Origin of the sequence: Paenibacillus tritici (genome assembly GCF_013204885.1) — a bacterium.
Lineage (GTDB): Bacteria > Bacillota > Bacilli > Paenibacillales > Paenibacillaceae > Paenibacillus_AQ > Paenibacillus_AQ tritici.
The window spans coordinates 205,156-227,249 of sequence record NZ_JABMKX010000008.1 but is presented as its reverse complement, the minus strand read 5'-3'; the positions used below and the strand labels follow the sequence as shown (position 1 = coordinate 227,249).

Annotated in this window: 17 protein-coding genes; 10 read left to right on the top strand and 7 right to left on the bottom strand. The window is 52.7% G+C overall.

What is annotated here, in order from left to right:
- Positions 1 to 844: 844 nt before the first annotated feature.
- The 5 genes from HQN87_RS16175 to HQN87_RS16155 all read left to right on the top strand — a co-directional run bounded on the left by HQN87_RS16175 (position 845) and on the right by HQN87_RS16155 (position 7,888).
- The gene (locus tag HQN87_RS16175; protein ID WP_173135384.1) at positions 845 to 2,431 is read left to right on the top strand and encodes an extracellular solute-binding protein; all 1,587 of its coding nucleotides are present in this window, start codon (positions 845 to 847) and stop codon (positions 2,429 to 2,431) included.
- A gap of 98 nt (positions 2,432 to 2,529) precedes the next feature.
- The gene (locus HQN87_RS16170; RefSeq protein WP_173135381.1) at positions 2,530 to 3,447 is read left to right on the top strand and encodes an ABC transporter permease; all 918 of its coding nucleotides are present in this window, start codon (positions 2,530 to 2,532) and stop codon (positions 3,445 to 3,447) included.
- Between the two features lie 36 nt (positions 3,448 to 3,483).
- Positions 3,484 to 4,368 (top strand): carbohydrate ABC transporter permease, encoded by an 885-nt coding sequence (locus HQN87_RS16165; protein ID WP_173135378.1) that lies wholly within the window; start codon positions 3,484 to 3,486, stop codon positions 4,366 to 4,368.
- Positions 4,369 to 4,393: 25 nt separating this feature from the next.
- Positions 4,394 to 6,733: a helix-turn-helix domain-containing protein gene (locus HQN87_RS16160; protein WP_173135375.1), complete on the top strand. Its 2,340-nt coding sequence runs from the start codon at positions 4,394 to 4,396 to the stop codon at positions 6,731 to 6,733.
- Positions 6,734 to 6,751: 18 nt separating this feature from the next.
- The gene (locus HQN87_RS16155; protein WP_173135372.1) at positions 6,752 to 7,888 is read left to right on the top strand and encodes a glycoside hydrolase family 88 protein; all 1,137 of its coding nucleotides are present in this window, start codon (positions 6,752 to 6,754) and stop codon (positions 7,886 to 7,888) included.
- A 54-nt stretch (positions 7,889 to 7,942) separates the two neighbouring features.
- On the opposite strand, the gene sigJ is transcribed toward HQN87_RS16155, so the two are convergent.
- Positions 7,943 to 8,806 carry an RNA polymerase sigma factor SigJ gene (gene sigJ / locus HQN87_RS16150; protein WP_173135814.1) on the bottom strand — a complete coding sequence of 288 codons (864 nt, stop codon included), beginning with the start codon at positions 8,804 to 8,806 and terminating at the stop codon, positions 7,943 to 7,945.
- Between the two features lie 214 nt (positions 8,807 to 9,020).
- Between sigJ and HQN87_RS16145 the strand changes: the two genes are divergently transcribed.
- Positions 9,021 to 9,500: a carboxymuconolactone decarboxylase family protein gene (locus HQN87_RS16145; RefSeq protein WP_173135368.1), complete on the top strand. Its 480-nt coding sequence runs from the start codon at positions 9,021 to 9,023 to the stop codon at positions 9,498 to 9,500.
- Positions 9,501 to 9,593: 93 nt separating this feature from the next.
- On the opposite strand, the gene HQN87_RS16140 is transcribed toward HQN87_RS16145, so the two are convergent.
- The 4 genes from HQN87_RS16140 to HQN87_RS16125 all read right to left on the bottom strand — a co-directional run bounded on the left by HQN87_RS16140 (position 9,594) and on the right by HQN87_RS16125 (position 14,135).
- Complete coding sequence (locus HQN87_RS16140; protein ID WP_173135365.1) at positions 9,594 to 10,421, bottom strand: carbohydrate ABC transporter permease; 828 nt, start codon at positions 10,419 to 10,421, stop codon at positions 9,594 to 9,596.
- A gap of 12 nt (positions 10,422 to 10,433) precedes the next feature.
- The gene (locus HQN87_RS16135; RefSeq protein ID WP_173135362.1) at positions 10,434 to 11,315 is read right to left on the bottom strand and encodes a carbohydrate ABC transporter permease; all 882 of its coding nucleotides are present in this window, start codon (positions 11,313 to 11,315) and stop codon (positions 10,434 to 10,436) included.
- 216 nt (positions 11,316 to 11,531) lie between these two features.
- Positions 11,532 to 12,335: a response regulator gene (locus HQN87_RS16130; protein ID WP_173135359.1), complete on the bottom strand. Its 804-nt coding sequence runs from the start codon at positions 12,333 to 12,335 to the stop codon at positions 11,532 to 11,534.
- Between the two features lie 27 nt (positions 12,336 to 12,362).
- Entirely contained in the window at positions 12,363 to 14,135 is a 1,773-nt protein-coding gene (locus tag HQN87_RS16125) for a sensor histidine kinase (RefSeq protein WP_173135356.1), read from the bottom strand.
- Positions 14,136 to 14,793: 658 nt separating this feature from the next.
- On the opposite strand from HQN87_RS16125, the gene HQN87_RS16120 reads away from it, so the two are divergent.
- Entirely contained in the window at positions 14,794 to 15,327 is a 534-nt protein-coding gene (locus HQN87_RS16120; RefSeq protein ID WP_173135353.1) for a hypothetical protein, read from the top strand.
- 122 nt (positions 15,328 to 15,449) lie between these two features.
- On the opposite strand, the gene HQN87_RS16115 is transcribed toward HQN87_RS16120, so the two are convergent.
- A complete protein-coding gene (locus HQN87_RS16115) occupies positions 15,450 to 16,781 on the bottom strand; it encodes an ABC transporter substrate-binding protein (protein WP_246553221.1) in 1,332 nt (443 codons plus the stop codon).
- A gap of 290 nt (positions 16,782 to 17,071) precedes the next feature.
- On the opposite strand from HQN87_RS16115, the gene ald reads away from it, so the two are divergent.
- Together ald and HQN87_RS16105 are read left to right on the top strand one after the other, a co-directional pair.
- Positions 17,072 to 18,205: an alanine dehydrogenase gene (gene ald / locus HQN87_RS16110; protein ID WP_173135350.1), complete on the top strand. Its 1,134-nt coding sequence runs from the start codon at positions 17,072 to 17,074 to the stop codon at positions 18,203 to 18,205.
- Positions 18,206 to 18,375: 170 nt separating this feature from the next.
- Positions 18,376 to 19,647 (top strand): PucR family transcriptional regulator, encoded by a 1,272-nt coding sequence (locus HQN87_RS16105; protein WP_173135347.1) that lies wholly within the window; start codon positions 18,376 to 18,378, stop codon positions 19,645 to 19,647.
- A gap of 160 nt (positions 19,648 to 19,807) precedes the next feature.
- Here the strand turns inward: HQN87_RS16105 and HQN87_RS16100 are convergent, their stop codons facing one another.
- Entirely contained in the window at positions 19,808 to 20,152 is a 345-nt protein-coding gene (locus HQN87_RS16100) for a sigma-70 family RNA polymerase sigma factor (RefSeq protein ID WP_173135344.1), read from the bottom strand.
- Positions 20,153 to 20,389: 237 nt separating this feature from the next.
- Here HQN87_RS16100 and HQN87_RS16095 point away from each other — a divergent pair, with 237 nt between their 5' ends.
- Positions 20,390 to 22,090: a DUF4127 family protein gene (locus HQN87_RS16095; protein WP_173135341.1), complete on the top strand. Its 1,701-nt coding sequence runs from the start codon at positions 20,390 to 20,392 to the stop codon at positions 22,088 to 22,090.
- Positions 22,091 to 22,094 lie beyond the last annotated feature (4 nt).

The window sequence follows — 22,094 nt, the reverse complement described above, 5'->3', positions numbered from 1 at the left end:
AATCCCTTTGAATCCGGCAAAAGTGGGCAGTATTGGAGTATCAGAGGGAGAAATCCCTTTGATTCAGCAGAAAGTAGGGAATAGTGGAAAATGAAAGGGATAATTCCCTCTGAACCAGTTGGAGGTGGGCGGCAGGTAGGCGGCAGGCGGGAATGAAGAGCATAAGTGCACCTCAATCCGATAAAAGTGGGTAGCAGGCGGGAAAGAGGAGCACTAGTGCACCTTAATCCGGCGGAAGTGGGCGGCAGGCGGGAATGAAGAGCATAAGTGCACCTGAATTCGGCGGAAGTGGGCGGCAAGCGGGAATGAGGAGCATAAGTGCACCTCAATCCGCCGAAGGTGGGCGTCAGGCGGGCGTCCATTCTGGGAAAAGTGTGTTCAATGCCGCGACAACGCATCAGTCTGATATAATATGGAAGCGCATCCACCGCGCGCGACATTTTAATAAATCCCGTTAAACCGGGATTTCAATGTGCAATCCGAAATCAATCCTGATTTCTTGGCTTATATATACAATTCCTGTGATGGACAGGCCGTAAGCAATATATCGATATCGCGGCAAGAATGGGAGATAGTCAGCATTGCTGTATAGCGTTAAGTTGGAGGAGCGGGAGGCAGCACCACAGCAAGACAGCAGAACAGCACCATAAGACAGCACCAACAAGACAGCAAGACAGCAAGACAGCAACTCCGCAAGACAGCACCAACAAGCGAGCAACTCAGCAAGCCAGCAGCACAGCACCACTAAGCCAGCAACTCATTAACACAGCAAGACAAGGAACTACTGGACCTCCGGCACCGCATGACGACTATTAATTAAGAACACATGGGGGAGATGTGAAGGATGAAGAGAACTTGGAGAAGGCGGATGATGCTCGGGACCAGCCTGCTGCTGGCGATAAGCGGACTGGCAGGCTGCTCGGGCGGCGCGGACGGGAACAAGAACGCGAAGGGAGCAGCGGCGGATAAGCCGACCCCGATCTCGATCTGGGCGTCGCTGAATACGAATGTGTCGATTACGCTGAAGAATATGAGTGAGATTACGGCAATCCAGGAGTGGGAGAAGAAAACCAATATTAAGACGGAGTTCCAGCACCCTGCCGTAGGCGCGGAGACGGAGCAGTTCAATGTCATGCTGGCGTCCAATAAGCTGCCGGATGTAATGTTCGTCTACGGGGATTACTCCAAGCTGTACAACGACGGCTCCATTATTAAGCTGAATGACCTGATTGACCAGTATGCGCCTAACCTGAAGAAGATTCTGGACGAGAACCCCGAGGTAGCCAAGCAATTGAAAGCGGATAACGGAGATATCTATGCGATTCCCCATCTGCGGCTCGGCAAGTACAAAACCTTCGGCGGCACGTTCATCCGTCAGGATTGGCTGGACGAGTTGAACCTGCAGCAGCCGGAGACGCTGGAGGAGTGGGAGACGGTGCTGAAGGCTTTTAAGGAGAAAAAAGGCGTAACCGCACCTCTCCTGTTCGGCGCACCGCCTAAGATGACAACCATGGGCCCGGCGGCCCCGACCTTCCTGGAAGCTTACGGCATTACCAATACTATCTTCCTGAAAGACGGCAAGGTGGCGTTCGGGCCGATAGAGCCGGAATTCAAGGAGTTCCTGACCACGTTCCACCGCTGGTATCAGGAAGGGCTGATTGATCCTGATTTCGCGACGAATGATCAGAAGACCTATGATGCCAAGATTCTGGGCGGTCAGGCCGGGGCCTTCTTCACCTTCATCGGCGGCGGTATCGGGCGTTATCTGCCTGCACTGCAGGAGAAGGAGCCGAAGGCCAATCTTACCGCCGCCCAGTACCCTGTGCTGAACAAAGGGGATGAACCGATGTTCACCGGACGGTCCTGGGAGTGGAGCGGTGCCGGAGCAACGATTACCAAGAGCAATAAGCACCCGGAAGAGACCGTGAAGGCGCTGGATTACTTCTTCAGTGAAGAAGGGCATATGCTGAAGAACTTCGGCGTAGAAGGGGTTACGTATACAATGAAGGACGGCTATCCGACCTATACGGATGAGATTCTGAAGAATCCGGAGGGGTTGTCGGTGGTTCAGGCGATGGCGAAGCATTTCATTGCCAATTATCCGTTTGTCGGCGAGGATGACGACCGCTATAACGAGCAGTATTACCAGTTCCAGCAGCAGAAGGATGCGGTGGCGCTCTTTTCCAAATACAGCGACAACACGCTCAAGGTGGGTATTCCTCCGGTCAGCCTGACCACTGAGGAGTCCAGTGAATACAGCAAAATCATGAGCGACATCACCACCTACCGCGATGAAATGTTCATCAAATTCGTGATCGGCGCGGAGCCGCTGGAGAACTTCAGCAAGTTCACGGCCCAGATTGACAAATTCAATGTGAAACGGGCGATTGAAATTCAGCAGGCGGCGATAGACCGCTACAACGCAAGATAATTCAGAAGTTGAGGACGCCCGCGGCGCGGCGGAACTTAAAGCTAGTGTCAGTATAGTGCCCCCGCGGAGCTTGTCCTGAAGAAGAAAGGAGGGAGATTATGCCGCAGAGGCTCTCCCTGGTCTGGCTGAACTACAAGAAGAACAAAGCGATCTACTGGATGGCCCTCCCCGTGGTTGTGTATTTCCTGGTATTCAAGTACCTGCCGATGTATGGTGCGGTGATTGCTTTTAAGGAATATACCGTCGGCAAAGGCATCTGGGGCAGCGATTGGGTGGGACTGCAGCATTTCCGAGATTTTTTCCAAAGCTATTATTTCTGGCGGATTCTCAAAAACACCCTGGTCCTAAGCTTCTACCAGCTGCTGTTCGGCTTCCCGGCCCCGATTCTGCTCGCGCTGCTGCTCAATGAGCTGAGACATGAGCTGTTCAAGCGTACGGTGCAGACCATCTCCTATATCCCCCACTTCATTTCGATTGTGGTCATTTGCGGAATGGTGGTAGATTTCTCGTCCCGTGACGGGCTGTTTAATTCTATTATTGTGTTCTTTGGCGGGGAGAGCAGCGCTCTGCTGAGTGAGCCGGGCAATTTCCGTACGATTTATACCGCTTCCTCCATCTGGCAGGAGCTTGGATTCTCGACAATTATCTACCTGGCCGCGCTTAGCGGAATTAATCCTGAGCTCTATGACGCCTCCAAGGTGGACGGGGCCAGCCGGATACGCCAGGTGTGGCATATTACCCTGCCGGGGATTATCCCGATGATCGTGATTCTCCTGATTCTGCGGGTGGGCGGACTGATGGAGATTGGCTTCGAGAAGGTCATTCTGCTCTATAATCCGAATATCTACGATACCGCCGATGTCATCTCAACCTTTGTCTACCGCAAAGGGATCAGTGAAAGTGCCGAGTTCAGCTATACGACAGCCGTCGGCCTGTTCCAGTCGGTAGTCAATTTCATTCTGCTCATTGGCGCCAACAGGCTGTCCAAGGCGGTATCTGACAATAAGCTGTTCTAGTACGGCTTCACCAGGAAGACAAAGTGAGGGATTCCCATGATAATCAAAAGAACGATAGGAGAAAGAATCTTTGACAGTATCAATGTGCTGATCATGATTCTGCTGATCATTATCACCTTGTATCCGCTGTGGCATGTGCTGAATGCGTCACTTAGCGACTCCAACCGGCTGATGGCCCATAGCGGGCTGCTGCTCCTGCCGGAGGGGTTCAATCTCGACAGCTATAAGCTGGTGCTGAGCAATCCGAGCATTCTGTCCGGCTACAGGAATACCATGCTGATCGTAGTGCTGGGCACGGCACTGAATCTGCTGTTCACTATCCTGGGGGCGTATACCCTGTCCCGCAAAAGCTTCATGCTGCGTAATCCGATCATGCTGGCCATAGTGTTCACTATGTTTTTCAACGGCGGGATTATTCCCACCTATCTGCTGATCAACAATACGCTGCACCTCGGCAATAATCTGCTGGCCCTGATTGTGCCGGGGCTGGTCAGCAGCTATAATCTGATCATTATGCGGACGGCCTTCCAGGAGATCTCCGAGAGCCTGCTGGAATCCGCCAGGATGGACGGGGCGGGAGAGGTACGCATCCTATGGCGGATTGTGATCCCCTTATCCATGCCGGTGATTGCGGTGATGATTCTTTTCTACGGAGTGGCGCATTGGAATTCCTGGTTCAGTGCCATTCTGTATCTCCGCGACCGTAATTTGTATCCGCTTCAACTGGTGCTGCGGGAGATTCTGATCCAGAACAGCACGGATTCAATGACGACTTCAGCGGCAATGGGCGACAAAGAGGCGATCGGAGAAAGTGTGAAATACGCAACGGTGATGGTGGCTACGCTGCCGATCCTCTTTATCTATCCGTTTTTGCAGAAATATTTCGTAAAAGGTGTTATGATCGGCGCGATTAAGGAATAACACACACACGAGGAGGAGGAGAACCATGAAAAAGAAAAGCATCCTGTTATCCTGGAGCCTCTCTTATCTGGTCATCCTGCTCATCCCGGTCGCTATCGGCGCCGCCGTCTTTGCGGAGTCGCGCCATCTGCTGAAGGAGGAGGTTAACCGCTCCAACAGGGTGCTGCTGTCCCAGGTACAGGAGACGATTGACAGCCAGACCCAGGATATCAGCAGCATCAGCAGCCAGCTAATGGCCGATTCCCAGCTTAGCAGCTTCATCAATCACGCGTCCGAGCAGGATGCCAGGTGGCGGCTGATGGGGCTGGAGCTGATTAAGAACCTCAAGTCGATCCGGATCGGGAATGGATTAATCCGTGAATTATATATCTATGTGAAATCTGCGGATGTGGCGCTGTCCTCCTCCTCGCTCGTCTCCAAGAATCTGTTATACGATATTTATTATGAGGGAACCGGGGTAAGCGAGGAGGAGTGGACCCGGCTGATGCAGGATTCAAGCGAGAGCGTGTTCCGCAAAATGAAGGTCTTCAGCGAGGACCGCCGGATTGAGGAGACGCTCGTCTACCTTCAGCCGTTCCCGGTCCGGGTATCGGAGGATAGCCCGGCTACCTTTGTCGTTACCCTGGACCCGGAGCGGTTCCAGCAGGCGATCAATAATGTGCGTCTGGAGCCGGAGAGCATCGTATTCATTCTGGACCGGAACGGGCGGACGCTGTTCTCTACGGGAACGGCCGAGACCCCTTATTCAATACACCGCTATTTGCAGGAAAACAAAGATACGGGAAGACGGACGGGAACGGCAGACTGGAACGGGGAATCGGTGACGGTCTCCCAGATCTCTTCGGGCGTACAGGATTGGCAGTATGTCTCCATCGTACCTACGCGTATCTATGCCAAGAAGCTGATGGTAATCCGCAGCATTACATTCACCGGAGTGGCGGCCGTTCTGCTGCTGGGCGGTGTGACTGCCTGGTGGTTCACCCGGCGCAATTACCGTCCGCTCGGCCGGATCATGAATATCATTTCCGACAAAGTCAAAGGGAAGCTGGAGCAGCCGGATGATGAATTCGGCATCCTGCAGACCGTGCTGACCCGGGCCTGGGAAGAGCAGGATCAGTTCGCGACGAGGCTCAAGGAGCAGCAGACGGTGGTGCGCAGCGGCTTCCTGGCGAGGCTGCTGAAGGGACGGGTCCAGCCGGGGGCGGGGGTTGCTGCGGAGCAGGAGATGGAGCGCCTGGGGATCAGGTTCGAGAGCGATTCCTTTGCCGTATTGCTGGTACACATTGAGAATTATGAGGGACTGTTCCGCACCCGCGGACCGGAGGACAAGGAGGGCAAGCTCCAGTTCGTCCATCTGATTCTTACCAATGTGCTGGAGGAGCTGATGGGCCCGGCCGGCCCTGTCTATTCCGCTGAAATGGATGGCCGGATCGCCCTTCTGGCCAATATCCGGGAGAATGACGCGGATGCTGTCCCGCAGTTGATTCAGGCCGCCGGAGAGGCGCAGCACTTCATTCAGTCCCGCTTCCTGATCTATTTCTCGGTTGGAGTCAGCAGCGTCCGCCAGTCCATGGCCGAGATCTCGGCCTGCTACCAGGAGTCGGAGGAGGCGCTGGAGTACCGGCTGATTCTGGGCATCGGCCAGATTATTGACCAGCATAGAATCCGGCAGCCCAAGGAGGAGCTCTATTATCCGCTCGATCTGGAGCGTCAGCTGGTGAATTATATCGCTACAGGCAACTACGCCCGCTCTACAGAGGTCATGAATGAGATTCTGATGACCAATTTCGCCGGGGAGCCCTTGTCGGTAGAGCTGGCCCGCTGCCTGATGTTCGAGCTGATCGGTACCATGCTGAAGGCAACCGAGCAGATCAAGACCGATGACATGAAGGAGCTGGCCCGGCGTAATGAGCTGATCCGCCAGTTGTTCGCCTGTGAGACCTTCGAGGAGATCGAGGCTGAGCTGCTGCAGATTCTGGAGACGGTCTGCCAGATGGTGCATGAACGCAAGCGTTCCCACAATACGGAGCTGAAGGAGCAGTTACTGGAGTTCATTCATGAGAATTACGCCGATGTGAATCTGGGGCTGACCCCTATCTCCGAACGGTTCCGCTTCCACCCTACGTATGTCTCCAAGTACTTCAAGGAGCAGACCGGAACCAATGTGATCGACTATATTAACCAGTACCGGATCACAGAAGCCAAGAGGCTTCTGCAGCAGGATGAATTGAACGTGCAGGAGGTATCGGAGCGTGTAGGCTTCCTGAACAGCAATTCCTTCATCCGTGTCTTCAAAAAATATGAAGGGATCACACCCGGCCAGTATAGACAGAACAACCGGCTGATCCCGCACGATAATCTATAAGAAGGAGCAGTGTCTGATATGTGGCAGCAAGCAATTGAGGACGCGCTTGGCGTGACCAAGCGCAATATTACAAGATTCGGGGACCGGTTCCCCCACGTGAGCGCCGGTGATGAGCATTATACGCTGAATGACAATACCGAGTGGACGGCGGGCTTCTGGTCCGGCATTCTGTGGCTGTGCTCCGAGTACAGTGAAGACCCGGTCTACCGCGAACAGGCGCTTAGAACCGTCCAGAGCTTCCGGCACCGGATGGACCATAAGATCATCTTCGATCATCATGATATCGGCTTCCTCTACTCCCTCTCTTCCAAGGCCCAGTGGATCATTGAGCGGGATGCCGGGGCGGCGCAGCTGACGCTCGAGGCGGCAGATATGCTGATGAAGCGCTGGCGCGAAGAGGCGGGGCTGATTCAGGCCTGGGGGAAGGAGGGGGATTCCGTCAACGGCGGGCGGATTATTATTGACTGTCTGCTCAATCTGCCGCTGCTGCTCTGGGCGCATGAGCAGACCGGCAATGACGCCTACCGGCGGGTAGCGGAGCTGCATGCCCGCAAATCCCGCCGTTTCCTGGTGCGGGGGGATGATTCCAGCTATCACACCTTCTATTTCGATCCGGCGACAGGCGATGCGATCCGCGGCGGGACGCACCAGGGGTATGGTGACGGCTCCACCTGGACCCGGGGGCAGGCCTGGGGGATCTACGGCTTCGCACTAATCAGCCGTTATCTTCAGAGCCCGGAGATGCTGGAGACGGCGAAGCGGCTGGGCCGTTATTTCGTAGCCCATCTGCCGGAGGATGGCGTAGCGTACTGGGATTTCGATGTCCCCGTGGGGCCGGACACGAAGCGCGACAGCTCCGCATCGGCCATTGCCGCCTGCGGACTGCTGGAGATTGCTGCGCAGCTGGATTCGGCAGACCCGGAGCGCCGTTTCTTCCAGGAAGCGGGGGAAGCGTCGGTGAAGGCACTGGCTGAGCAGTATTCGACCCTGGGCAGCGAGCACGCAGAGGGTCTGCTGAAGCATGGCGCGTATTCGGCCAGAGCCGGGGATTCCCCGGATGATTACACCATCTGGGGCGATTATTATTATCTGGAGGCGCTGATGCGGCTGGAACGGGGGATTCCGGGCTATTGGTATGAGCGGCCTGCTCTATAAATCCCAGCGGTATGGGATGACCGGGCGGCTGAACAGCGGTGTGCCGCAGCGGGCCTATCTCCCGATATGTTGCAGCTTATCGGGATTGCGGACAATATACAGCTTCTGGATCAGATGATCCCGGAGATGCAGAAGTCCTACGGTATGAATACCATCCTCCGAGCGAAGGAGTAAGCCGGGTTGCCCGTTAATCCGGCTGACCTCAATCGTCACCTCGCCGTTCATTGTAGCTGCCCCGCGGAAGGGGCCCAGCAGGAACCCGGCTACAAGCCCGGCGCTGACTACCGGCTTGGCGGCAGCGTGTACTTTGCCTCCCCCGTCGGAGATTAACTCAACTGCCGGATCAAGCAGTGACAGCAGCTCATTCAGGTTGCCCTGCTTCAGGGCGGCGAGGAACCCGTGTACCCATTCCTCTGTAACCGCCTCAGGCTGGACGGGCTGCTCGGGAACGAGGCCCAGCTTGGCGCTGGCCCGGCTGAAGAGCTTGCGGCAGTTCGGCCCGCTTTTGCCGACCAGCTCTGCAATCTCCTGATATTCAAAGCCCAGCGCCTCGCGCAGCACGAACACCGTCCGCTCCGCCGGAGTCAGCCGCTCGAGCAGGACAAGCATGGCGTAGGATAAGAGATCATCCTGAACAACGGATTCCATCGCATCCGGGGCTGTACCGGCAAGCGGCTCCGGCAGCCATTCGCCGAAATATTCCTCTCGCTGCTTACGCGCGGATTTATGCAGATCCCGGCAGCGGTTGGTGACCATTTTGCACAGATAGGCTTTGGGTTCGGTAAGACGCTCGGGCGGCACATCATAGATTCTCAGGAATACGTCCTGAACCACATCCTCGGCATCGGCAGCCGATCCGGTTAGCTGGTAGGCAAGCTTAAACAACAGATTCTTATACTGGTCATACCACTCCTGCATAACGCCACTTCCCATCCTAATATAGTCAATCTAATTCTGCTACTCTGCTATGATGTAGACAAAATAGACGGAGGATCTGTGACAGGATGGGGCAGCACTATGCTCGGGGGAGCATTGTCACAAAAAGAATAGCTGTCTCGTTATATGTCCGAAGGGCGAAGAAAGTCCGAAACCGGACCTTCCACTAAAACCAGCCCCAAGGAGGAATATAGTTATGGCACAACGTGTGAATTATATGCAGCAGTCCCCGGAGCTTTTCAAGAAATTTCTCGATTTCAGCATGGCTCTGAAGCACAGCTCCATTGAGGAGAAGATCGAAGATCTGGTATCTATCCGGGCTTCACAGATGAACGGCTGCGGCTTCTGCCTGGATATGCATGTGAAGCAGGCCAAGATGAACGGTGAGAGTGAGCTGCGTATCTATCACCTCTCTATCTGGCGGGAATCGAACCTGTTCTCCCCGCGTGAACGGGCGGCGCTTGCCTGGACGGAGGTGCTGACCAGACTGCCGGAGCACGGCGTACCTGATGAGCTGTATAACCGTGTCCGTGAACAGCTGTCCGAGCAGGAGATTTCCGATCTGTCCTTCTCGATCATGGCGATTAACGCCTGGAACCGGGTGAACGTAGGCTTTACCACCGTACCGGGTTCATCCGATGCGGCCTACGGCCTGACTAAGGCAGGGCTGTCGTAACATCCTGTTATCCAATAGTGCGATCCATGTGAACTACAAAGGAGCTATGCCACTGTATGATCTGTGGCATAGCTCCTTCGCTTATAAGCAGGGTCAGCCCTTCACCGCCGAGCTGGCCACCCCTTCAATAATGTATTTCTGGCCGAGCAGGAAGACGAGGATCATGGGAATAATCCCGGCTGTCGCGGCGGCCATCATGCCGTTGTAATCGACATTGTTCTCCAGGATGAAATTCTGCAGCCCGAGCGGAACGGTGAACAGATCATGGTCGATCAGGAAGACGAGCGCATTCTCATAATCGTTCCAGTGCCAGGAGAAGTCGATAATGGCGAGGGTCGCCAGCGACGGCTTAGCCATCGGCAGGATAATCCGCGAGAAGATGCGGAAGTGGCCTGCGCCGTCGATGAAGGCGGCCTCTGAGATTTCATGGGGCACCGAGAGGAAGAACTGCCGCATCATGAACACGCCGAAGATCGTGAACATTCCGGGCAGGATCAGCGCCCAGTGGGTATTGTAGATGCCCGCCCAGTCGAACATGATGAATTTGGGCACGAACAGCACCTGCGGGGGTACCATCATCATGGACAGATAGATCATGAACATGGTGTTGCGTCCCTTGAATTCAATCCGGGCGAAGCCATAGGCTGCGAGGGCGGACAAGGAGACAGCCCCTATGGTGCTCAGAATAGCCACCTTAAGGGAATTGAGATAGTAAGGCACGAAGCTGCCCGTACCGGACCAGACCTTAACATGATGACTCCAGTTGAAGTGCTCAGGAATCCACTGGATCGGATATTGGAATACCTCCGCCGGGGTTTTGAATGAGGTGCTGATCATCCAGATGAAGGGCACAATCATTACGATGCTGAAGAATAACATGATCAGAGTGGCGATGCTTTTGGTAACTGCGGCTTTATTCATTTTCTCAGCTCCTTAGTAGTGAACCCAGCGTTTCTGGCCCAGCCATTGAACCACGGTGAATATCAGAATGATCAGGAACAGGGCCCAGGAGACCGCTGAAGCATAGCCCATTTCGTAATAGCGGAAGGCATTCTGATAGATGAACAGGGATAATACGGTGGTACTGTTGCCGGGTCCGCCCTGTGTGATCGCCTGGATGATGCCGAACTGCTTGATCGACATGATCAGTCCGGTAATCAGCAGCAGGAAGGTGGTCGGACTGACCAGCGGCCAGAGGATACTGCGGACCGTCTGCCAGGTGCGGGCACCGTCGATTTTGGCGGCTTCCAGCAGCTCACCGGACACCTCCTGCAAGGCGGCGAGATAGATAATCATGTTATAGCCGAGCATGAACCAGATCCAGATGATGTCGATCGCATACATGGACGTCTCCATTGTGGACAGCCAGCCGGGAGGATTCTCAATGCCGATGGAGCGCAGAATGCCGTTAATCGGCCCGTTGTTCGGATGGAACAGCAGCATCCAGACAAAGGCTACCGCAACGCCGCTTGTGATATAAGGCATGAAGTATAAGGCGCGGAGCAGCTTTTTGAGATACACAGACCGGTTCAGCACCACAGCAACGATGAAGGCCAGCCCAATGGATACCGGAACGGAGACCAGGAAGAGCAGCGTGTTCTTGATGGCGATATAGAAGACCTCATCCCCCAGCATCCGCTTAATGTTGGCCAGCCCGATGAACTTGGTATGGGGACTCATAAACTTGTAGTCTGTAAACATGAGATAGAAAGAATAGACGGCTGGTATGATGAAAAATAGAATCACGCCAATCATATTTGGCCCGATAAACAGATAGCCCAGGTACTGCTGCCGTTTCATCCAGGATGCCTTCACATAACCCCACTCCTTTAGGTCTTTTGAGTACACTACAAGCATACCAAGCGGCTTCAGGAGGGTTAAGGAACAAAACCAACGACTTCATGCTACAGAAATATACATTTACGGAGCAGCGGCGGACAGGAGGATCGTAGTTATGTTCTATCCCTGTCCGCGCAAAAAACAGCCTTCCCGCTGGGAAGGCCGCTATTCTATACACTTCTATACACTGTACTATAGACTCATGGAGTCCGGCTTATGCCGCTGAGTATGCCTGTACTGGCTTGGCGTCTGCGTCGTGAGGCGTTTGAAGATCTTGATGAAATAGTTATCGTTCACGAAGCCGACCCGGTTGCCAATCTCATACACCGGCAGGTCGGAGGTGGTCAGCAGCAGGATCGCCTGATTCACCCGTACCTGATGCAGGTAGTGGATCAGGGTCTGGCCGGTTTTCTTTTTGAACAGGGTGCTGACATAATTCTCGGCCATCATGACATATTGTGACATGGACTTCACGGTAATATCTTCAGCGTAGTGATTGTGCAGATAATGGAGGATCTTCTGGATCTCCGGGTGGCTGGTGATCTCCTCATGGGCCGGCAGCTGCGGGGGAGTATCCGGGCCGGGCAGGCCTTGGCTTCGGGTGCGGTTCTCCAGGCTTTTCTCCAGCTCGCCGCTGATCTTGCGCAGGGTATCCCGGAGAGAGTTCACGCTCATGGACAGCTTCAGGATATAGCTCGAAGCCCCGTACTCCATGGCCAGCCGCACATTCTCGAAATCATTCATGCAGGTCAGCATGACGAAGCGGGAATCCACTCCCTCTTCACGCGTGCGCCGCAGCAGCTCGACCCCGTCCATCTCCGGCATGACAATATCCGAGATCACCAGATCGGGGACATCCTGCAGGATCATCTCCAGCGCCTCTGCCCCATTGCCCGCTTCTCCGCTGACAGTGAATCCAAGCTCCTCCCAGGCAATAATCTCGCGGACACTCTCCCGTACAAAAACCTCATCCTCAACCAGCAGTACCTTCCACATGTGTATTCCCTCCCTTATAAATGTGCTCTAAGCCGGATGTTCATTGCCGTAAGGTGTGGACAACAGAAGCGGTATGGTGAAGCGGACGGTGACCCCTTCCCCGGTGGATAACACCTCCAGAGTACCCTCTTCCCTGTACAGCAGCCTCAGCCGCTCCTGAATATTACTCAGCCCGATACCGGGACGCTTGCGCGGGGCCTTGTTCATTCTGGCCTGCTCCATACCTGCGCCGTTGTCCCGTATCTCTACGATCAGCCGATGCTCTTCGCGGTGCACGATCAGCTCAATCAGTCCCTTGCCGGGCAGTCTGCTGATCCCGTGAATAATGGCGTTCTCGACCAGCGGCTGAAGGCTGAGCTTGGGCACCAGCGCATAGAGGATATCCTCGTCATAGCGGGTGGTTAGCTCGAACTTGTGCGCGTACCGGACCTGCTGAATATGGACATAGGCCTCGACAAGCTCAATCTCATCTTTGAGATGGATCAGATCCTTATCGGTATTGAGACTGGCCTCCAGCAGCTTGCCGAGCGACAGGGTCATGTTCGTAATATCCTCGTTATGCTCACGGATGGCAATCCATTTGATCGTATTCAGTGTGTTCAGCAGGAAATGGGGATTCGTCTGGGCCAGCAGCATCTGGAAATGCACAGCCTCCTTCTGCCGCTCCTCCGCCTTCAGCTTCTGGATCAGCAGGTGGGTATCGTCCAGCATGGTATTGAAGGTCCGGGTCAGATCGAGGATCTCCCCGCTGAATTTATGCTCGGGCAGGCGGATTTTGAGGCTTTTCTGCACGGCAGCCTTCATCTTGTTCTGCAAATGGGACAACGGGCGCGTGATGGTCGTAGCAATGACGAAGGTCATCATCAGGAAGATGGCCGTCAGCACAAAGAACGTAATAAAGTACTGCTGCTTCAGCCCTTCGATCTCCACGAACAGCACCGACAGCGGAATCCGGTTCACGATATACCAGTCGAGCGACTCCACATAGATATAATTAATCAGGGAATTCGAGTCCTTGTCGATAAAATACTGCTGTCCGGGCTGCCCGGCGAAACCCGCCTTGACCTTCGCAGATAAAAGGCTGCCCGGAACCGACTGGGAGATATCTTCTCCCGAACGGGTAATCAGGAAATACTGCTGCTCCAGATCGGATTGCTTATGGATGGAGCGCAGCCAGTAGGTGTAATCAATACTGATGCGGGCCATTCCATACGGCTTGTTCCGGGTATCCTCCAGATAGGCGTATAAGGAGAGAAGATAGGCGCTGGTGGAGACATCGCGCAGCACGTAGTTGGTATCATTGGGCACCCAGTGATAAGAGCCGGTATTCATCTGGCCCCGGTCGAACCCGGGATTTCCCCGCAGATCCGAGTAGATCAGCGAATCCTTGGGCGGATAAGAGGTGTATGCGCTTTCAGTTAAGTCCAGAATCATGAAATACACCGAAGGATTGTACAGGAAAAAGCTGTTGTTCAGGTTCTTGAAAATATTCTCCATCAGCCGCTTATTCTCCAGCTCATTGCGCTGTTCGGGATGGAGCAGCACGGACTTCACCGTATCATCCTGCTTCAGGAACAGCAGTGTCTTGAAGGCAATGCTGATCTGATCCTCGAGCGTGCGGTACATCTGCTCCAGCTGGTAGTGGCTCTGCTGGCTTATTTTTTTCTGGACCAGGGTCTCAATGCGCTGATAATTATATATATTCAATGCGCTGAAGGGCAGCAGAATCAGACATACGAAGGCAGTGAACAGGCGGTATTTCAATTTCTGGGGAATCAGAATACGCAACAGCTTTGACATACGGAAGCACCTCCAAGCCTGACTGAACCTGCCCGGTCCGGGACGGTTGATATGGCTAGATTATAGCATAATCAAAATGCCGGATAGACGATATTTTAAATTGCATGGTTTTGTTACAGCAGGCATGGGGTGGATGCCGGAATTACATAGTTTTGTTCTATGGCGGAGGCTTGACAAAAGAAAAGACGGGCGGATGCTGATCCGTCCCGTCTTGCAAAGTGGCTTCCTGGAGTATGCAGTGGCATAGTACATCAGTTCAAACGAATGATATTGTACTTCAGAGCCAAGAGAAAAAGAATCCCGGCCAAAATAATGATTCCTGCCGTTACTATTCCTCCTATAAGGATTGTTCTGTCAAAGAGTTTAGAGTTCTTGAGCATTCTATCACTCCTTTGCAAAGATAGTAGAAAGAAGATATCGAAGCCTAGCAACCGAGCAGGACGGGCAATACCAGCTCCATTATAGACTAAAATATTGTATATTGGTAAATGGAATGTTATAAAGGGAATAGTATCCAGCAGACTGCAATTGCTCAAACGTTTCTTAGTCGTGTGATGCCGCTCCAGTTCCTCCAGGGATATGTCGTTATTAGAATCAGAAATGGCCTTACTAGGTGCTGCAGCGAAAGGAATGGGTGTGAATTATGAACAATTCTATCGTGAAATTTCAAAAAAATTATATTTTAATAATAGTATTTATAGATATAATTTGGTTATTTTCTTCCACCTTCAATTATGATATTACTATATTTAAAAAAAGTAACTTTATAGTTCCTATCGTACTGCACATCATTTTATTTTTTTGGCTAGGCTACAAAAGTAAAGGAAGAAAGCTAATTCTGTTTGTTATTTTAATTATTCTTTCTTTTCTTTTTCTGATTAAGCAGTCATTTGCCCCAGTGTTTAATCCATACAGTTATGAGCATCTAGATGTTCCTGGAAACTATGGTGAGGTTATAGTAGAACATCGAGCGAACCTAATAGACCAAGGCATTACAGAGTATCGTGTCTACCAAACGAAATTATTGGGTTTGTTCTTAACTGAGTTAACGACTAGGGAAGTTTTTATAGAAGAACCACACGACTTATATCTTTCCCAGAAAGATATTTTTAATTACTCTGCTCCAGAATGGACGAGAGAGACAGTTAGTTTTGAAACCTATAAAGGAAAACTTACTCTCAACCTCAAATAAAAAAACGGGAGTATCAGTAATTAAAATATACGAGAAAGAGAGGCTTGCCACGATTTCAATGGCAAGCCTCTCTTATCATGCACGCTACTTCTCTATTTCCATTTCTGTCTGTATCGCAGCCGCTACTTCTTCTGCTTCAGGTACTCATTATGCCGGGTGACCATGGCCTGGACCGTCTGATCCAGTGACTGGGAGTCAAGGAAGTACTTCTCGTACTCCTGGGAGCGCAGGTCCATTACTTCCTGAGGCAGGCTGCGGACATAGGTCGGCGTCTTGTTGTCGAACATGACGTACATCAGGGAATCCAGATCATAGGAATCACTTTTATCGCCAATGAGGCTTTTGAGCGCGTCGTCCTGGTTGGCATCCTTGGAGGCCGGCAGTCTTCCGCCTGCTGCCATCGGGGACATGCCGCCATCGGAATACCACTTCAGGAACTCCCACGCGGCGTCCTGCTTCTTGGACTTGGCGTTAATGGAGATATAATCGCCGAGGCCTCCGCGGGTTACATAATCACCGGCAGCTTCAGCGAGTCTCGGTACAGGAGCGAAGGCGATTTTGAAGTCACGCGGGAAATCGGTGAAGTTATTCGAGCTGCGCAGCAGCCATGCCCCGATATTGAGCATCGGCACCTCTCCGCTGAGGAAGACCTGCTCGACCGGCATTTTGGAAGTCAATTGCTCGCCCAGCGGCGGCGTAGTCTTATCTTCCTTCATCATCCCGTTCAGCGTCTCCAGCCATTGCCGGACGAGAGGATGGTCCAGATTGGAGCTGCCATCAGCCTTGGTGTAGCCCTCCTGGGACAGCACGGAGTCGATGGGGTCCACGAACGGCTCCATATTTTGAATGAATCCATAAGAGTTGCTGCCCTTCAGCTTCTTCGCATAGTCGCGCAGTTCATTCCAGGTCCATTCCTTCGGAACCGGCAGGTTCGCAGCGTCAAGCGCGTCCTTGTTCAAGGCGATGAAGAACGGGCTTTTGGTAGTGGGAACGCCGTAGAACTTGCCGTCAATCTTCCAGCTTGCAGTGTCCGCGCCCATCTTCTCTTCAATGTTGTAATCGGTGAACCGGCTGAGATCCAGGGCCAGACCTGATTCTACCCGTTTGGCAGCATGGGAGATGGTGTAGTTCACGAATAGATCCACATCCTGGCCGGTAATCATAGCGGTGTCCAGCTTGAGATTCCCGTCATCATCATTAACATAACGTACATACTCCACCTGAATATCCGGGTGATCCTTGTTCCAGTTATCCACGACCTGCTGCGGACCGGATTCCGGGGGAACACCGCCCCACATTTTGAGGGTGACCGGGCCTGCAGACTTCGTGCCGTTGCCTGCGGCAGGGCTCGCATTATTGGCTGAAGATGAATTGTTGCTGTTACCGCAGCCTGTCGCCAGGCCCATTATAAGAACGAGTGAAGTAATTCCGGCGATGAAACGGTTCTTTTTCAAAAGCGACAACCTCCCTGTGTATACTGTATAGGCTTGCAAATCAAGAATAGCAGATTGCCGGAAGTCTCAGAAGGAACAAAAAACATGAGAATATGGAACATAACTTTACATTTCACCGCCCGGACTCCGGGCAGGTTGCAGGGAAACGTTCTATCCCAGGAGGGGGCATTCCCTTGTGTAAAAACACAATCATGGCAGATAATGTTTTTCTTTTTACCCAAAAGGCAGCGGGAATTCGTATGTTATGATTCTTCACATAAGAGGATTATATCAGACGGGAGCGATTGAAGATGATTATTGGCGTACCTAAAGAAATCAAAAACAATGAAAACCGCGTAGCGATTACCCCTGCGGGTGTGGTAAGTCTGGCGGCAGAAGGACACAAGGTGCTGGTCGAGGCCGGAGCGGGTGTTGGCAGCGGATTCCTGGATGAAGAGTATGCCGCAGCCGGTGCGGAACTGGTTGCAGAAGCTACTGCGGTGTGGGCGGACGCCGAAATGGTGATGAAGGTCAAAGAGCCGCTATCAAGCGAATATGGTTACTTCCGTCCGGGGCTCATCCTTTTCACGTATCTGCATCTGGCACCAGAGCCGGCTCTTGCCGCAGCCCTTAAGGACAAAGGCGTATTCGCCATCGGCTATGAGACGGTTGTAGATGGACGGACCCTGCCGCTGCTCACCCCGATGAGCGAGGTTGCCGGGCGTATGGCCGTGCAGCTTGGTGCACAGTTCCTGCAGAAGAACTACGGCGGGCAGGGCATTCTGCTCTCTGGTGTTCCAGGTGTAAGCCGCGGCAAGGTGAGTATTATCGGCGGCGGGGTAGTGGGGACTAATGCAGCGAAGATGGCGATCGGCCTTGGCGCCGAGGTGACCATTATCGACTTGAGCGCAGACCGGCTGCGCCAGCTGGATGATATTTTCGGTTCACAGATCAGCACCCTGATCTCGAATCCGTATAACATTGCCAAAGCGGTAGCTGAAGCAGACCTGCTGGTAGGCGCGGTGCTGATCCCGGGCGCTAAAGCTCCAAAGCTGGTGACTGAAGAAATGGTCAAAACCATGAAGCCGGGCTCCGTCATTGTAGATGTGGCGATTGACCAGGGCGGTATCGTTGAGACGATTGACCGGGTGACCACACATGATCAGCCTGTATTCGAGAAGCACGGTGTTCTACACTATTCGGTCGCTAATATGCCGGGTGCGGTCGCCAAAACCTCGACCATTGCCTTAACGAACGTTACGGTTCCTTATGCACTGCAAATTGCCAATAAAGGCGTATTCCAGGCGATCGAAGACAATGCGGGCCTGAAGAGCGGTGTCAATGTAGCTAACGGCAAAATCACCTGCCAGGCCGTGGCAGAAGCTCTTGGGGAAGAATACTTCACAGTTGAGGCTGCTGTAGAGCAGGAGTTCACGCTGATCTAATCTGGCGGGAGGCGTCAGGTGAGTAGAGGGATATCGGAATAGACAGAGCAGGGGTAGAGAAGTATGTTAGGTTTCCTTCACTTTCCTTGCATCTGCCTATAGGCAACTGCTGGGCGCTGTAATATAATGTAATCACTTATTCTGCTATTCTTCGGGTTGAGGTGGGAACATTGACAGAATCAGAGCCGGCATTTGACCGTTTTTTTGACAGTATGGAATCCCTGGCCGATACCCTCAGCGAATCGCTTCAGTCTCAGGTTACCATTGAGGACAGCAACCATCACGTGATCGGCTACAGCTCCCATCAGGCTGAGAGTGATCCGGCACGGATCTCGACCATTATCGGCAAAAAAGTTCCGAATACGGTGATTATTGGTCTCCGCAAAAAGGGAGTCATGCACGATCTGGAGAATACCAGCCACCCTATCCGTATCCCCGCAGTGATGGAGGTCGGCCTTGGCCCCAGACTTGCCATGTGTATCAAGCACCAGCAGGAGATACTCGGTTATATCTGGGTGGTAGACCGGGGGAATCTGGCCGAGGGACAGGCGGAGCGGGTTGTGGAGAAGGCTGCCGGGATCGCGGGGCGGTATCTGCTGAAGCAGCGCGGCTGGAAGACGAAGCAGGAGAAGACGTTCGAGGATTTCTTCTGGAAGCTGCTGACCTCCCATTATGAGAGTGAGCTGCGTATCCGCCAGGAAGCGGAGGCCGGGGACATTCTGCTGCCGGAGAGCTACTATATTGCGGTGCTGGAGAGCGGCAAGCCGGTGGATGAGCATTTCCTGCTGAGCTTCCGCCGGATGATGGATGCCTATGCCGGGCAGCGGCTGCTCTTCCAGACCGCCGAGCAGAACCGGCTGATCATTCTATTCTCATTCCTATCTCCGGTAGACCAGGCAGAGCGGCTGTCCTCGTTTCTGCACAAGCTGCTCCGGGATTTGGGCCGCAGTGAAGACTGTAGGCTTACGGCAGGCTGCAGCCCGGGATACCGCGAATATACTTCAGCGGCTGACGCGTACCGTGAAGCGTTGCAGATTCTGGAGATTAAGCACCTGCTGCCATATCACGCTCGTGAGCTGCTGCTTTATGAAGAAATCGGGTTCTGGGCCTACCTTCCGGCCATTCTGGAGCAGAAGCGGAGCCGGACACGCCGCAGCCCGCTGCTCTCTCCCCTGAAGGAGCATGACCGCGAGCATAAGAGCGATTTCCTCAAGACTCTCGCCGTGTATCTGTCGCTGAACGGGAATCTGAAGGAATCCGCCGCCTTTCTGCATATTCATACCAATACCTTGATGTACCGCCTGAATCGGATCGCCGAGATCACAGGCAAGAGCCTCAAGGAGATTGATTACCGGACCTCCATCTACCTTGACCTGCTGACGGAGGAGACGGCACAGGTGAATCTCTGGTTCCAGGAGGCGGCTCCCGGTATCCGCGGCTGATTTTATTCCAAAGAGACTAATTCAAGAAAATTCACAATAATTTCTGAGCGTGCCTCTTCAGTTGGTAGACGGGCACATTGGCTCGACTTCTGTATATCGGTTGAGAATAGTTCAAGGAGCTGCAGCATCGCTGCGGCTTCTTTGTTCCGGGCTGAGTGGATCAGTCGTGTGATTTCGTAGTCTGAGATAGCTGGTTGATGATTTTCTTTTTCCATTTATTCACCGCCTGTTGGCTGATATTGAATTGCTTCGCGACCTCGGCCTCGCTGTACCCCTCCAGATAGAGCTTATACAAGATGGATTTCTCAAAAGCAGGCAGACTGTCCGTGAGCTGCTCAAGCATTATTTTGTTCTCGGAGTCCTGAATAAAATTCGCTTCAGCCTGTATATTGTCAAAAAGTGAACACTCCGTCCGGCTAACCTTTCTGGCCCGGTACTCTATTTTCCAGCCTATTCGATAGATTTCATTCCTATAACGTTCATAGAGAGTCTGTGACCCGTTCAATTCAGATTTCCCCTTTCTGGAGATAGAAATAGTGATATGTATATGGATGGAAATAATGGTTTATTTCATGAACAACAGGAACCTGTGTTCTTATTTATTGTATCATAGTTTAATCGTTTGAGGCCACAAGAGGCTATAAAAATATTTTTTATTGTTAGGTTGTATTCTATCTGTCTAAATTACCTTATAAGTGAAGGCATCTGAGCCTATCTGCTAACCAGAGGGAGCTGGATACAAATGAAGAATGTGCTATACGTACCATTGGATGATAGACCCGTCAATCTGGACGATGTGATTACTCAAGGGAAATCGGCAGGAATTCATGTCATCACCCCGGATGCAGCCGATCTTAGAAACCGCCTGGATTCGCACAAGACATCATCGGGAACCACCTTGTTAACGACATCTTGTCCGGCATACGGCGACAGTGCCAAGATCCGGCAATTTATTCTTGATCATGCAGCATCTGCAGACGGATTCATTCTCTCGGCGGATATGCTTGCCTACGGGGGATTGATCGGAAGCCGCCGTCTCCGGGGTGATGCAGGGGGAGCTTACCCGGCCTATGATTCTACGGTAACGGACTTGCTGGATGTAATCTGTCTGGTGAAGCAAGCTTATCCGGACAAGCCGGTGTATGTGCTGGATACGATTATGAGACTGGCGACAACCTCTTTTGCAGAAGGGCTGGATCTGGCTGCCTATACCGAATCACGGAATTTCATGCTTCAGCCACGAAGAGTCTTCTCGCAGTTTGCCGATATCCTCAGCGGGTATAACCTGTCTCCGGATGGTTCCTACGGCAGCACTGCTACGTTCGACAAGGAACAGTATTACAACACCAGACAGCATAAGTTCAAGACAAACCGTTACATTCTGGAGTATCTGGCGCAGGAGGGGGCTATTGATTTTCTTGCAGTAGGTGTGGATGATGCCAATACTCAAGGGGTGCAAATTAACGAGATTCATTACGTGGAAGAGTGCATCAACGGATGGCTTGGCGGTATAAACGGACAGAATCCGGACCGGGCAATCATTCTTCCGGATGCAGACGGACTGGGGCAGGCGTTAATGGCACGTATGGCGGATCAGTTCTATCGAAACGGGGCCAAGACCGGGTATGCTGTGCAATACTTCGGACCCCATGGCTCCACCCTTACAAGTCCCTATGAATATATGGATGTGCATCAGAACATTGTGCATCATGTGGAGATTGTCGGTGCGGAATTTGTGAGCAGTTCACCTGCGGTAGAAATTGTTGCGGTTACCGCCAAGGATCAGGCACCGGCTGCGGTTGACCGTATTGAAGCTAACCGCGCCAATGGAACTCCGACTGTAGTAATTGATTTTGTCGGCGCCGGTGCAGCGGACGCTATGGTCACTGAGGCCTTGCTGGGCAGCAGGCATACGGGCAGTCTATTGGGATACAGCGGCTGGAATACACCGGGTAATAAAATCGGCATCGCGCTGGGCATGAGTCAGGCGCGTTATGCATTTGTGACTACGGAGAACGATGCGGCGGCGCTTAGCCTCGCTGTCAATGCTCACGGATCGCTTTTATTTAAACGCTTCTTGAAGGATTACTATTACAAAAGGCTGGCGATTGCCGAGATTCGGGAATACGCAAGAGCCCATTCCTTATATGAGAACGTTGCGGCAATTGCCGATCAGAATATGTTGTTGTTCAATAGTCCGGAAGACTATGCTCATTTGCAGGCCATGCTGAGAGAACGGATGCAGATACACACAGCCACCCTGGCCGGAGCATGTGCCTTCCTGATCGGCAGTGATGAACCGGCGTGCAGTATCCGGCAGATTAGTGGAGACGGCTGGTCTTTCTCCGAATACGCCAGCGTGGTACTTCCATACAATGATCCCGATTATATTTGGGGCCGTGCGTTTGAGATTACTTTGAATCCTAACCTGACTTTGCAATAATAAC